Consider the following 14,094-nt stretch of genomic DNA (forward strand, 5'->3'; position numbering starts at 1 on the left):
TTCACTTCATGGAGTTCTTTGACAAAAGAATATTGGGGATGATCGGTTTCGACGACGTGAGTTGAGACAGGTGAAGCGTGCCGAGGATGTAGCGGATACTCGTTAATACCCGCTGCAAAAAATAAGTGCAAAAACTAATAACCGCACTGACTTCGCACTCGCTGCCTAAGCGCGAGTCCAGTCTGCTAGCCTGAGCTTGCCTTAAGCTCAGAGTTTCTAGTATCAGCTTTATAAGGCCACTGCTTCACTTCCTCGTCGTAGGGGAGTGAAGGACTTTTATACGAATAGGTTTGGCGGTATATGTGTTTACGCAAGTACCGAAGCCGAAAACACCGAAGCGTAAACTGCGCACGGAGAAGCCCTGACAAGGCCACGTCGGACCGGGGTTCGATTCCCCGCATCTCCACTTGAGGGGGAAGTGTCGAACTCTTTTGGGAGGGTTCGTACTTCCCCTTTTTTTATGCTTGGCCCAGGATTACATTGGTGTCGTAATCCTACTAATGGGCACACTTTTGATTCTGTGGGAGTTAGTCCTTTTGTTGCCATGCCAAGGCGCGGGTGTTTTTGCATGCAGAAACGACTCTTTCTGATTACTTTGATGGTGTTGCCCCTTGTTCACGTAGTATGTGTGACGAAGTGATTACTCAGGTTCTAATTGGCAAGGTGACTTACGTAGTGTTTGGTGGTGCAGACTTCTTGGTTGAAATGGTGTGGGTGGGTAGCTGTTCGCGGAAAGTATTGGTTGTCAGGTAATCGGGATTAGATCGTGATGCTCGGTCGAGTTCGTGTGGTGTGGCTTCTTGGATTGTCCGCGTCTGTCGGTAGTATAGGACACACTCCAAGGGGCATAACTCATGTTGCGTCATATGGGGTGGAGGAGACACCCAGCGTGGTTTGAGACATGAGCTGAAACCGATAATGATGTTTAAGGTTGTCTACCCAGTGGGAGGAATCGTAGTGATAGGACACGCCTCGACGGATTCGACTGAAAAGTCCCAGTGGAGTCTTATTCCACTCGTCCCTGAATATATTGAAGCTGAGCACAGTGTTTATGTCGCGGCGCTCGAGAGATCGCTTGAAGACGATAAAATCCGTAACATTGCGTTGTCTGGTAACTACGGCGTCGGCAAAAGTAGTATCTTGCGTGAGCTCGGGAATCGGCTTGATGGTCGCGTTGTCGAACTTTCGTTATCGACGCTTGCGCCGATTGAGGTACCAGATGATGAGGAGTCAGTGCCTAAGCAAGCAATGACCCCAACTAATCGTATCCAACAGGAGATTGTGAAACAGCTGCTTTATAGAGAGGAACCTGGTAAGACTCCGGCATCGCGGTTTCGTCGAATACAAGGTTTTCAGTGGCGGAGAGAATCTGGTATTGTGATCTTGTTGGGGCTCCTGGGTACCGTCGTTTTCCTGTTAACTGGGTGGACTGACCAGATTGCAGAGACCTTCACCGTGCTAAAGACTCTAGCGGATCGCATACACTTAATGATTTGGGTAATTATGGCGATTGCCATACTGATATTCCGCTGGTTGTTCCACGGGAAGATGCACATCAAGCAGTTCTCGACGGGGGCGGCGACGGTTACACTTGCTGATAACTCTGTTTCATATTTCGACCAGTACCTTGATGAGATTGTCTACTTTTTTGATGTGTCTGGCTGTGATGTTGTAATTTTCGAGGATATTGATCGCTTCAACAATTCGTATATTTTTGAGACGTTGCGTGCTCTCAATACTTTGCTTAACTCCTCACCTCAGATTAGGAAGCCGGTCCGTTTCATCTACGCGATTAAAGACAGCATATTCGACCGAATTGGTCTAGAAATGGAAGGCCGTAATCTTGAGGTAAGTTCATTTTCAAGTGACGATCCTGCACAAGCAGAGGTGGTGCGTGCGAATCGGACTAAGTTCTTCGATCTCGTTATTCCGGTGGTTCCCTTCATCACGCATCGCAGTGCTCGAAACTTAGCGTTACAGTTATTAGGAGAGATTGAACATAAGATTGAGTTGGAGTTGCTCGATTTAGCTATAAAATATGTTCCTGATATGCGGTTGCTGAAGAATATCCGCAATGAGTTTATTGTCTTTCGAGATCGAATCTTTTCAGGCGATGGTGAGCAACTCGATTTGAGCGAGACTGAACTGTTTGCGATGATGCTCTATAAGAGTACGCACCTCACGGACTTTGAGATGATTAGACTTGGCAAGAGTAACTTAGACACTCTATACGATTTCAGCCGGAAATTTATAGCTGAGAATATCAAGCGGATTGAGGGCGAACGTCGAGAACTCCAAAATCAGCTTACACAAATCGATGGGGTGACAAACCGAAGTGTTGAATTGGGAGAACGCTTATTAGCGCATGTTGAACGGGTCACGGATGCTGCCGCTTACCACCGTTATGGTGAGGAGTATAGATACAATGACCAGGCTGTTTCCACCGAGGAGCTTCAGAGCGTCCAATTTTGGAATAGTTTTGTCACGGCTAATGGGAATCCCGTATTAAATTGGCGTAGTAATTATTCGGGCGAAAGGCTGTCTTTTACTCGGAGTTATTTGGAAAAAGAGCTGGGGTACTCACTCGATGCTAAGGAGTGGGATGCCTCAATCCGTGACACACTAAACAAAGATATCGAAAAGAAGACCGAGAATCTTAAATTCCTTCGTAGCGCCGATATTGGTGAACTCATGGAACGTACTGAGTTTTGTGTCACCTATGAGGGAGAGGAACAACCGTTTAACTTTGTAGCTGAGAAACTGCTGAAGCTTGGACTCGTATATCAGCTAGTGAGAGAAGGGTATATTAACCGTAACTTCACCCTTTACACCTCCACATTCCATGGTGACCGAGTAAGTCCAGCAGCGACTAACTTTATCATCCACCACGTTGAACGTGACCTGATGGATATGCACTTTGAACTTAGCCCGGAGGACGTCGACGCAGTTATAAGAGAACGTAGCAAGAACGCGCTAAAAGATCCGGCACTCTACAACATCGCGATTCTTGATCGGATTCTTGAGACTGACGAAAACGCAGCCGATATCATGATTTCTTCATTAGATAGTGGGAGAGAGACAGACACAATTTCTGCAAGCATACTTGGCCGCAGGTGAGCATTGCCCGCAATTTATTCGGCGATTTACGGAGCTCTCTTCGCGAGTGCTTGTTTATCTTGTGAACACGGTAGAACTAGACGAAGCTTCGTTGCTGGAGCTAATGGATGTTGCACTAGCGAACCTCTCATCACAGGTACAATGTGTTGATGAACAGGTTATTGATTATTTGCGAATGCATTACGCGGAATTTTCAGTGCTCACAACTGACGGAACACCTTCTCAAATAGAGCAAATTGGCGAGTTCTTCGATAAGGCGAATATCAAGCTACCTAGTCTAATGCCTCTCTCTCCAAATGTGCGCTCGTTGTTTATCTCACGCAGTCTGTATGACATTACGTATGAGAACCTGACACTCGCAATTGAAAATAAAGAGACTGTGGCACTAGACGTTATCCGAGAGACAAATGAGACGGTCTATTATTACGTCCTCGAACATATAGATACCTATCTGCGTGCGGTCGAAGGAACTTCCACAACGGTCAACACGTGTGAACAACTCGTATCCTTGCTTAAGGATTTACTCGGGCAAGGGGCGTCTGAAGTAGCTGAGCATGATATACATGTCCTAGCCCGTGTAATTGAGAACGCTGCGCCAGCATGTCAGGTCTCCAACCTGAGTGATATCTCTAAGAAAGTGTGGCCGGTGTTAGCACTGTACCAGCGGTTCCCCGAAACATTCAATAACGTGAGCCTATACGTTGATACCTTTGGAATCGATGAGAACCTTGCTCAGCTACTGTCTAAAAAAGATGCAATCACTGAGGTGGAGTCGGTTGAAGAAGATAAGAAAAACACGTTGGCAATTAAGATTCTTACATCGCGGGAAACTTTACCGGACGCAACGACGCGAGCAAACCTTGTTGCAAGCTTGAAATTGGATAAGACTGTCGATATTAGCAATATTACTGCAGAGAAGGGCGACTTGTTTGCGTTACTGCTAAAGCACGGCATTATTGCAGATACCGTAGAATCTTACGAGTGCCTTGCAACAACTGATTGGCCAACGCGAGAGGCATTCATCTGTGAGTCAACGGGCTTCGTAAACTACATGACACCGGAACTAGTGAAACCGGATCTAATGGCGATCCTGACCGACGATAAAATTAACGATTCAATCAAGCTGGTAATCGTTGAGAAGCCTGCAGACTATGTCAAGGATGTTGGGCAAGAAGAACTTAAAGTATTGGCACGACTAGCTGTGCAATATGAGCGCACTATTCCTCACTCTGTCCTACAAAAGATGGCAGAGGCAGGGACTGACACAAGGGACATCATATCTCTTCTTGAGCCACACCTCGAGAATCTCCCGAGCGACAAACTTTTCACAATCTTAAATGCGATGGGTGGCGAGTACTCGAAGTTAACAAAAACAGGACGAGAACATCCACGCGTTCCGAATACTTCAGCGGACAAAGCACTGCTTGAATGTTTGATAAAACGCGGAATTGTCAGCACGTATAAGGATAACGATAAGGACTTGATTACGGTAAATAAGAAGTATAAATAACGCATACTTATGAGCTGCGTAGGGGTATGAGAGAGAAAATAAGAAGTGTCACAGATACCCCGGATACTGGTGCGTTATGGGGTGTGTGAGTAGGTCAGAGAATTTTTCGACCATAAAGCCCTTATTCTGCACCCACCACTACCAGATAGTAACTGGAAACGGGGTGGCATCGGTTTATAAATTCGCTCAGAAAGTCGCGTCTAGTCCTGGCTATATTGATTCGCAAAAATGGGAGCAACTAACCAGCTTGCGCCCAGATGACTATACGAACGGGGGTGAGCAGACATTCTTGCCACCGAATATCTTCATAAAATCCGTTACTCCATTGCTACCAAATGGCTGGTTTACTGCGGCGAGGTGTGAGAAGAAAACGAGCTAGAAACGCAAAAAGTCGTACATAATTTCATCGCAACTTAGCTCCTAGAAGCACGCAACCTTTTAGTTAACTTAATGGTACACCAGCATCACCGCCTCTAGCGATGGTAGCTTCACTAGGCTATTGCCTAATCCCTGAGTAATGACGTACTAAGATTCATCCGGTAGAAAATTATAGGTGAGTTAACGTTGACTTGGAGTTAGCCGTTAACGCGAATTAGAGTATCCTGTACGAGGCGTTCAGTCTTGTCTGCAAGTCGTTTTGGAGGTTTAGCCAGCCATTGCAGTCCTTGGGCTACCGGGCGCACACCAATTAGTTTCCCTTCGCTGATGATAAGAGGTCTGAACATGCCGTTATGGGATGGGCAAATCAAGTCATCACCTGCAGAGTCAGTCAGGCAAGTGCGGTTGGAATACCCTACGTACAATTCATCAAAAGAGGGTAAGAACATTAGTTCTTGGGCTTCTTTTCTTTGGCCTGCAAGCAAATCTGGCAGGTCCCGGCGCATATAAAGCAGGCGCTTGCGCTCTTTAACGTCAGTTGTTGCCTTAGCTGGGATAAGCCGGTCCTCTTCGATCTGGTAGCGACTTAGTGATGTATCAGCTTCTAATGCTTTTTCAAGGTAGTCAGCAGCTGCTGTTTTGGTTATTCCAGCCCACCATGAAAGGTCGTCAATGCCGACGGGCCCATGTCCGTAGATGTAACGGCGAGCTATTTCTCTTCGGCCGTTATCTTTACTATCTGTGGTGAGGCGGAAACCTGATTCGGGGCTGTCAGCAGCGGGAAGTACGGAAGCATCAATGAACAGGTGTTGGTTGGCTCGCATCGGACCTTCGATTAGTTGACCATCATGGGCTAGGCGGAACATCAGCCATTGACACCAGCGCCGCATATCTTTGAGGTCAAGATGAGAAGTACTGAGATTAGTACTCCAAGTAGTGAATAATTCTTTACGGAAAATTGCCCCATTTCTTTCCCTGATGGCTTGGCGAGCAACTTCAACAGCCTGATTGGTTACGTGCTCATTAATACCGAGATGGTCGTAGTGTTTCTGGTCCCAGGAGGAATACTCTGATTTTAATGCCATACGCATCCAATGAAAATCGCGGGCATGGGTGATATGCACAGTTCCGCGCATCGGACGATGACGAACTAAAACACCTTGTTCAAAAGCCGCGGCTACATCTCTTCCAGTAGTACCGCGACTACGCACCAACAAGGCATGCGGAAAAGCCGAAACTTGCTGACCTTGCATCGCCAATAAATGCTCAACCACACCAACGACATCAGATGATAACATGCGTGGAACAAGCCCCTGGGCGCAAATCCGCAATAACCCAACTTCGAGGGGTAACACAACACCGCTCTTTGCCATAACCCTCATCATAGCATTCGCTTATATCTCATGAAGAGACCGCTATTTCTGATTCTTGGTTCACAGTCTCTTCAAATGAGTATGGTCGTGATGATTACAAGTATTGGCAATGGCGACGAATATATTCCAATACAACAGGTAACAAATAACCCCCGTAGGTACGGAGTTCGACATCTGCCCCCTGAACTCCACCACCTAGATGCTGGTTTGGATACAATCCAAACCAGCATCTTTTTTCATGTCCATAGGTGGGTTTTTCCTGCTAACCATTCGGATTTACTGCTGACGCGGTATTAGGAGCTCCGCGAAGCACCTGTGGGAGCTTCAATGTTCGTTGCGTGCGGATCTGGCAGGATTTTTGGGCGTGTATCTGGGGAGTGTCAAGAGGCGTAGCCTCGCGTCGGAATGCATAGGGTAGTCAAAACATTTACTGGGTTGACTGACCTGCCTTGGTAAATTGATGTTCAAAGACCTGCTAGCCGTTGGAACTTGTGGTTACTTCACCCGCGTGAGAAAATTCCTACGGGGCAATGGCGTCCCCGCATGCATGAAACTAATCAGAGGGATAGATGTGTTCGGAAAACTTGTAGAAGTCAACGTTCGAGAATTATGGCGACACGAACAATACGGGTTTTCAAACTGGCTAGCGCAACCAGAAAACATTGAAGAACTCAATGACGCCATCGGGCTCACACTCACAGATATTCAGCAAGAAGCATTCGTTGGCGCATACCGAGCCGATCTTGTTGCGCGCGATGAAACATCGAATATTAACGTAATCATCGAAAACCAGCTCGAAGCAACAGACCATGATCACCTCGGCAAAATCATCACTTATGCTTCCGGGCTGGACGCTGACGTCATCGTGTGGATCGTCAAAGAAGCACGAGAAGAACACCGCGCCGCTATAGAGTGGCTGAACCTGAAAACCATCGACGGAATCTCTTTCTTCTTGATTGAGATTCATGCCTACAAGATTGGCGATTCACTACCAGCGCCGAAGTTTGAAGTGATAGAAAAACCTAACGACTTCACGAAAGCTACCAACCGTAAAGCAGGAAGCCAAGAACAAAGCCGAGTACAAGCAGCCCGACTAGACTTTTGGACAGCACTCAATGAAGCGCTGGTTGAGAAAGGTAAACCATTCAATCCGCGTAAGGCGTCAACCGATCACTGGTACGACGTAGCGATGGGAACTTCAGAAGCACACTTGTCTATCACCTTGTTGAGTGTCTCTGGTGAAATCGGGCTAGAAGTCTATATTAATGACAACAAAGAATTGTTCGATCAGTTCTACTATCAGGCCGAGGATATCCACCACGCGTTAGGGTTCGAACTGAGCTGGTATCGAATGGATGACAAGAAAGCCTCACGCATCAAATACATCATTGAAGGTCTGAATTTTGATGAACCAGCCAATTATCCGCAACTCATTGACGAGATTATCGACAAAATCGTTCGCATGCGAGATGTATTCCGCCTCTACCTATAGAATGCAACCCTAGCCCGAAAAATATCCTCACTCTTTAAACGTATCCATAGTCTGTGTGGAGGCAACTATTAGCACCTACTTTTGGATACAAAAGTATGATGGAACGAACCCCTCGGATTTCGGGTTCTACCTGATAGACTCCGAAATCCGATGTGCTTCTAGCGTGGCCTTGGTTGGGCAAGGAATGTAGCGCAGAGAGCCGGACTTGACGTGAAAAAGGATCAGTCAGGTTCATTTGCGAGATTCGTCAATCAGACCCCAGCATGGATTTAAAGGTAGCTACCTACCTAGCCCGCGAGGTTGCTTAGAGCTCCAAATAGTTCACATCACAACGAGTCCGACAGGTAGATACTTCACCTCAACCGGCGAAATATCTGTCCGGTACTTCATGTTAAGAGGCAGATAAATGAATATTTACGGCCAAGGTCGGGCATTTTATGATGATTTGTTTTACCTAATCTTGCCCATGTATTCAACCTACGTATTCAACAGGCCTGGCAGAGCTTTTGGACAGAGAAATTTGAAGGTGTGTGCTGTCATCGAATTTGGAGCTGGCACTGTCGCATAGTATTTCCGCTCCTAACCGTAACAGTGCCACCCCTCGGATGCAGGTAATCAGTAATAACACGCTGATGCTCGAAAAACACTGAGGTTTATTGTTTTAGGGGATGTGCCCTGAACTTTCGAGGTGTAGCTCTAGTTCACGCCCCCCCCCATAACAGCGAGAAATACTACGTGCGCGGCTACGCAAAATAGGGGAGGGTTGAGAACGAACCTACCCCTAAGAGGTCGCAAACTAACATGTTTGACTAATCGTGCTTCCTAAATGCCAAGAAGTACATGACAGAAGAACACAGACCCATGCTCAAAGAAATCATAAGAACCTTTGGTAAATGAAGATTCTCTATCTCCTGACTCACTACCAAGAAAAGACAGGAAAGAGAAAATGCAAGTAAAAAAGCGCCGATGCTCTGAACGCGAATACTTTTCACAATAAACCTCTCTGTTTACTGATTGTTCATCTCGACAGGTGTCTGCCTTAACTGCTACCGCCCTGTCTTTAACTAGACCGGTAAAACCCTATATTTGCCAGCAACAACATACTCTATAGAGACTTTGACCAAGGACTCGCGGTAAATTCTTGTAGCGTCTTGTTGCTTGTTAGGGATGACGTTCTCAGAACATCAGTTGGTTACCATGTTCTAAATATAGAATATCGTTCCAAGTTTCCAGCCATCAATAGGTATAACAAAAATGTTGAGGGGGGGGAGAGAACTGGTGTCAGGATTCATCTGACCAGATAAAACTTCGCCTAGTTCTGGTTTGCTGGTTATGGAGTGTGGTTAAATGGTTTCAAAGAAAAATGATTGCTAGACGACTTATCGTACATGTCGGAAAGCAGGGGAAGGGCACTGATGAACGTAGCTACCGACCAAAACACACCACAACCTGAGAATACTGTCCCACCAGCACCGGCAGAGCCTGTGTATGGTGCACCACGGTTAGGTGATGTGCCCGAAGAATACCAAGTACCAGAACAATACCGGCGCCCCTACGGTGCGCACCCTGCGGATAAACGCGGAATCTCATACTTTCCGGCCGTAGTATCGCTCACCAGCGGTGTTTTTGCGCTGGTACTAACCTTTATGCTTCTTGGTGCAAGCGGTCTATCTTATATTCCGTGCATCGTTGCAACAATCTATGCAACGATTGCGTTTAAACGGTTTAAGCAGCGTCCGCAAACAGCATATTATCGAAGCAAATCAAAACTTTACGCGAACCTTGGGTTAGGGTTCGCCATCCTTTCAGCGATTTGTACGACCATCTTTTTGATTGTCTTCCCAGAGCTAGGAAACCTTGACCCAGACTGCGATAATGTCGAGCCTGGTAGCGTGGACGAAATTATTTGCGAAAGCTATGACGACTCGTCACAAGACTTATAACCTCATATACATAAAGAACACCTGCTGTTATTCCCTATCAACGAGAGGGTAACAGCAGGTGTTCTTTTTACCCATGGTGTACATGTGTTAGAACGTATTGTCTAAAGACTATTGTGCACCTAAATATTTCAACGCCTCATCATGTAAGAGAGAGTTCGTCGCCATCGCATTACCGCCAAACGGGCCGTCAACACCTTCTAAAGAGGTAAACCGCCCACCAGCTTCTTGCACAATAGGTACAAGTGCCGCCATATCATAGAGGTTGAGTTCTGGTTCGGCAGCAATATCGACAGCGCCCTCGGCAACCATACAATACGACCAAAAATCACCATAGGCGCGGGTACGCCACACCGTATCAGTGAGTTCAAGGAACTTTTCGCGTTTGCCGGCTTCTTTCCACCCCGTCATTGAAGAATACGAGAAGGACGCATCGGCAAGAGTCGACACTTGCGACACTTTAATCGGGGTAGCCTTCGCTAACGAACGCCCCGTATAAGCACCGGTACCGCGTGCAGCCCACCAGCGTCGTTGCAATGCAGGCGCAGAAACAACACCAACTACCGGCTCACCCTGATCAATCAGAGCAATCAGAGTCGCCCATACTGGCACCCCACGCACAAAGTTCTTTGTCCCATCAATAGGGTCAATAACCCACTGACGAGGGGACGAACCGCTCTGACCAAATTCTTCACCCAGAACAGCATCACGAGTGCGCACACGAGAAAGCTGAGAACGAATCAGCTGCTCTGCTTCACGGTCTGCGTCGGTTACCGGTGTAAGGTCAGGTTTTGTCTCAACGGTAAAATCATGAGCCTGAAAACGTGACAGCGTCAACCTATCAACACTATCGGCGAGGATATGCGCTAAACGCAAATCGTCAGTATAAGAAACATTAGCCATAAAAATTCTGTCTTTCTGAGAAGAAACTGTTAGTACACAACACCAAGTTCTTTATCGGCGTTTGCAGAAGAATCTTCTGCAACACCAAGAAGCTTCCGAAGAGACTCAAGACGAGCCTCACCCGCCTCACCAGCATGCCCCTGTTGGACGTATTCTGCTATAGCGCACTCTGTAGCATCATAACCGTGGGTGCAACCTTTAGGGCAGTGGGCGCTCGCTGGCGATAAGTCTTCAAAGGCTGACACAATATTTTCGGCGGGAATATGTGCCAACCCGAAAGAGCGAATACCGGGGGTATCAATAATCCACGTACCTTCTGAAGAGTGTGAAGGTCGTAATGCTAAAGCTGAGGATGAGGTATGTCGCCCTCGCCCTGTGACCGCGTTAACATGACCGGTGTCTCGCTGGGCGCCGGTGAGAGCATTAACAAGTGTAGATTTACCGACACCTGAATGCCCTAAAAGCACGGAGACATGTTCGTCTAAAACCTGTGTGAGAGGTTCAATCAACGTTGTATCGAGTCCTTGGGCGTTTTCTTCGCTAGGTGCTAGACCATCAGAAGAACCTGAAAGCATAATCTTTAATGAGGTGTGAGCGTAGTAGTCAAGAATTTCTTGCGGATGCTTCACATCAGTTTTTGTGATGCACAGGATGGGTGTGATGCCTGCATCGAATGCGGCAACAATAGAACGGTCAATAAAGCCTGTGCGAGGTTCGGGGTTTGCTGCTGCAACAACAATAATGAGCTGGGTGGCATTTGCGACCACAACTCGCTCATAGGGGTCTGTGTCGTCTGCACTGCGACGTAGTACGGTGTCGCGTTCTTCAATACGAACAAGACGTGCAAGCGTCCCTTCACGGCCGGAGGTATCACCGACGAGGGCAACCCTGTCGCCTACAACAATCGCTTGACGGTGTAATTGTTTAGCTCGTACTGCAAGTACTGAACGTTCTTGTGTGGTGCCTTCATCAACGATGGCGGTGTACCGTCCACGGTCTACGGTGATGATACGACCAATCATCGCGTCCTCATATTTGGGGCGTTCTTTGGTGCGTGGGCGGGAACCCTTTTTATTGGGGCGGATACGTACCGCGTGTTCGTCCCAGCTTGTGCGGTATTCTTTAGCCATTGCGTTTCACCTCTTGGGCAAATTCTTCAAGCATGTTGTGCCACATGGACGCAAAGTCGGGGAGTGTTTTTGCTGTGGTTTGGATGTTGTGCACTTGTGTACCTTTAACCGCTAACCCAAAGATTGCGCCGGTTGTTGCCATACGGTGGTCGTCATAGCTGTGGATGAGCGCAGGTTCATGGACGGGTGCGTGGATGCGTATTTCGTCGGGTAGTTCTGTTGCAGAACCACCAGCACGGTTAATTTCGGTGACGAGAGCTGCTAACCGGTCGGTTTCATGGCCTCGTAGGTGTGCAATACCGTGTAGTGTGCTTGTTCCTGGGCGAAGTGCACACAGGGCGGCAACTGTGGGTGCTAGTTCACCGGCATGTGATAGGTCAATCGTTAGTTCAGAGTGATCGTTGGCAATAAATTGTGGTGTGCCTTGGGCGATGAGAGTGCCTTCCTGAAGCCTTGTTTTTGCACCAAAGAGGGGAAGAATTTCTTGCCAGTGCGCCCCGACTTGGGTGGTTTTGTTAGGCCAATGCGGGATAGCAACCTGTGTGCCGAGAACTGCTGCTGCAGCGAGGAAAGGCCCAGCATTAGAAAGGTCTGGTTCGATGAGAACATCAAAACCTGCAAATGATCCTGCTTCAACAATCCATGTTGCTGGTTCTTGATATTCGACGTTAACACCAACATTTTTGAGGGTTTCAACGGTCATTTGAATATGAGGTATTGATGGAAGTGAAGCACCCGAGTGTTCAAGATGTAACCCATGAGTGAAACGGCAGGCAACAAGGAGCAATGCGGAGACAAATTGTGAAGAGGAGGAGGCGTCGATACGGAGGTTTTGTTCGTGAATATTTCCGGTAGCGTGCACGGTAAAAGGTAACGCGTTAGTTCCGTTGTCTTCTACGCTGACACCGAGAGAGCGTAATGCTTCGATAACAGGTGCCATGGGGCGTTTGCGTGCATGCGGGTCACCGTCAAAAGAGAAGGAGCCAGATAGTAGCGCAGCTAACGGTGGAACAAAACGCATGACGGTGCCGGCTAAGCCAACATCAATATTTTTGTGGCAGGGTGTAAGGCAAGAAAAGTTGATGGGGGTGACGCGCAAGTCTGGGCCGAAAGGGGAGTCTGTTGCAATTTCTTCGAATTTGGCGCCTAATTGTTCGAGTGCCGCAATCATCAGCGCGGAGTCACGAGAATGAAGGGGCGCTCGAAGAGTGCTGGGGGAGTCTGCTATGGCTGCTAGAAGGAGGTAACGGTTGGTGAGAGATTTAGAACCGGGGATGGCAACGGTTGCTTGGGAGTGCGGATGAGAACCACCGTAGGGGGCGTTCCAGATATGAGGAGATTCTGAAGACGTACCGGGGATGTTTTTCTCAGTCACAGACACACTTTCGTTCACAATTATTGATAGAAGAATAGCTCATGCTATGGATGGGGCTGGTGATATTCTTCAAACCTGTCTTCACCATTCTACGCAGGTTCATGCTAAATACCACTGCCTGTTGAACGGGGTGGGGGATGTTCGTTTAACGGAATGTACCTCGCCTACGGTGAGGCGAGGTACATTTTATGAAAAAGTTTAGAGTTTAGTTGTTGAGGAATTCTTCGGTGCGTTCACGAACATCAGCAGAAATCTTTTCAGATTTCTTTGCCATTTTTTCGCTGAGCTGGTTAGCGCGCCATGCGAGGGAGGGGTTACCATCGCGGTCTACTGCTGCAATGGCGATAGCACCAAGAAGAGAACCATTGGTGAGTGCGTGGCGGCGGCGAGAAGCACGTTCTTCTGATGAGTTTGCTTCTGTTGCTTGGTATTCAACGTATGCGTTAAGGATGCCGGTGCCCAGAAGAGTCACGGAGGATAGGCGAGGGAACTTGCCGAGAGCGAAAAGGGTTCCAGCAACAACCTGTGTTCCTGCAATGACCTGTCCAACTAGTTTTTCTTGACCTTTGAATGACTCTAGCTGAGGGACAGCTTTGGAGCTGAGCTCAAGAGCACGGTTGAGGTGCACGGTTGAGTCTGCATCACGTAAACGCTCAACACCGGAGATGATGAAGCTTGATGCCAAAAGTGGGCGTGCAAGGCGACGTACAAAAGACATTTTTCCTCCTTGGAGCGGAATTATTTCCGAGTTTTGCTAAAAGTCTGTCATAACGATACTAAGCACACGAAGTGATATACCTGCTAAATGACGCGCATAAAAATAATGTTCCGTCATAAAGTGACTCGATATGCTAGAAAAGAGACAAAAGAGCAACA

10 protein-coding genes and 1 other RNA gene are annotated in these 14,094 nt (G+C 47.6%); 5 read left to right on the forward strand and 6 right to left on the reverse strand.

Annotation, left to right across the window (positions count from 1 at the left end):
• The first annotated feature begins 34 nt into the window (after positions 1-34).
• Positions 35-409: a transfer-messenger RNA gene (gene ssrA, locus ACN081_RS02985) on the forward strand.
• 259 nt (positions 410-668) lie between these two features.
• Here ssrA and ACN081_RS02990 read toward each other — a convergent pair.
• Complete coding sequence (locus ACN081_RS02990; protein ID WP_419106912.1) at positions 669-884, reverse strand: hypothetical protein; 216 nt, start codon at positions 882-884, stop codon at positions 669-671.
• Positions 885-957: 73 nt separating this feature from the next.
• Here ACN081_RS02990 and ACN081_RS02995 point away from each other — a divergent pair, with 73 nt between their 5' ends.
• Together ACN081_RS02995 and ACN081_RS03000 are read left to right on the forward strand one after the other, a co-directional pair.
• On the forward strand, positions 958-3,117 hold the full coding sequence (locus ACN081_RS02995; protein WP_419106913.1) for a hypothetical protein: 2,160 nt from the start codon (positions 958-960) through the stop codon (positions 3,115-3,117).
• Positions 3,104-4,627: a hypothetical protein gene (locus ACN081_RS03000; protein ID WP_419106914.1), complete on the forward strand. Its 1,524-nt coding sequence runs from the start codon at positions 3,104-3,106 to the stop codon at positions 4,625-4,627. The genes ACN081_RS02995 and ACN081_RS03000 overlap by 14 nt, the downstream gene beginning before the upstream one ends.
• 575 nt (positions 4,628-5,202) lie before the next feature.
• Here ACN081_RS03000 and ACN081_RS03005 read toward each other — a convergent pair.
• Positions 5,203-6,378, reverse strand: coding sequence for a DNA glycosylase AlkZ-like family protein (locus tag ACN081_RS03005; RefSeq protein WP_419106915.1), 1,176 nt, complete (start codon positions 6,376-6,378; stop codon positions 5,203-5,205).
• Between the two features lie 571 nt (positions 6,379-6,949).
• On the opposite strand from ACN081_RS03005, the gene ACN081_RS03010 reads away from it, so the two are divergent.
• Complete coding sequence (locus tag ACN081_RS03010; RefSeq protein ID WP_419106916.1) at positions 6,950-7,870, forward strand: DUF4268 domain-containing protein; 921 nt, start codon at positions 6,950-6,952, stop codon at positions 7,868-7,870.
• A gap of 1,415 nt (positions 7,871-9,285) precedes the next feature.
• A complete protein-coding gene (locus ACN081_RS03015; RefSeq protein ID WP_419103640.1) occupies positions 9,286-9,813 on the forward strand; it encodes a hypothetical protein in 528 nt (175 codons plus the stop codon).
• A 108-nt stretch (positions 9,814-9,921) separates the two neighbouring features.
• Here the strand turns inward: ACN081_RS03015 and hisN are convergent, their stop codons facing one another.
• From hisN to ACN081_RS03035, 4 genes are all read right to left on the reverse strand, one after another.
• On the reverse strand, positions 9,922-10,713 hold the full coding sequence (gene hisN / locus ACN081_RS03020; RefSeq protein WP_419103639.1) for a histidinol-phosphatase: 792 nt from the start codon (positions 10,711-10,713) through the stop codon (positions 9,922-9,924).
• Positions 10,714-10,742: 29 nt separating this feature from the next.
• A complete protein-coding gene (rsgA, locus tag ACN081_RS03025) occupies positions 10,743-11,843 on the reverse strand; it encodes a ribosome small subunit-dependent GTPase A (protein WP_419103638.1) in 1,101 nt (366 codons plus the stop codon).
• Positions 11,836-13,218, reverse strand: a complete 1,383-nt coding sequence (gene aroA, locus ACN081_RS03030) for a 3-phosphoshikimate 1-carboxyvinyltransferase (protein ID WP_419106917.1) — start codon at positions 13,216-13,218, stop codon at positions 11,836-11,838. The genes rsgA and aroA overlap by 8 nt, the downstream gene beginning before the upstream one ends.
• A gap of 205 nt (positions 13,219-13,423) precedes the next feature.
• Positions 13,424-13,936 carry a DoxX family protein gene (locus tag ACN081_RS03035; RefSeq protein ID WP_419101503.1) on the reverse strand — a complete coding sequence of 171 codons (513 nt, stop codon included), beginning with the start codon at positions 13,934-13,936 and terminating at the stop codon, positions 13,424-13,426.
• Positions 13,937-14,094 lie beyond the last annotated feature (158 nt).

It is taken from the genome of Rothia sp. P13129 (assembly GCF_048512865.1).
GTDB lineage: Bacteria > Actinomycetota > Actinomycetes > Actinomycetales > Micrococcaceae > Rothia.

Coding starts and splice junctions, on each gene's coding strand:
- ACN081_RS03005 (WP_419106915.1), bottom strand. CDS start 6,378: ATGGCAAAGAGCGGTGTTGTGTTACCCCTCGAAGTTGGGTTATTGCGG.
- ACN081_RS03015 (WP_419103640.1), top strand. CDS start 9,286: ATGAACGTAGCTACCGACCAAAACACACCACAACCTGAGAATACTGTC.
- hisN (WP_419103639.1), bottom strand. CDS start 10,713: ATGGCTAATGTTTCTTATACTGACGATTTGCGTTTAGCGCATATCCTC.
- rsgA (WP_419103638.1), bottom strand. CDS start 11,843: ATGGCTAAAGAATACCGCACAAGCTGGGACGAACACGCGGTACGTATC.
- ACN081_RS03035 (WP_419101503.1), bottom strand. CDS start 13,936: ATGTCTTTTGTACGTCGCCTTGCACGCCCACTTTTGGCATCAAGCTTC.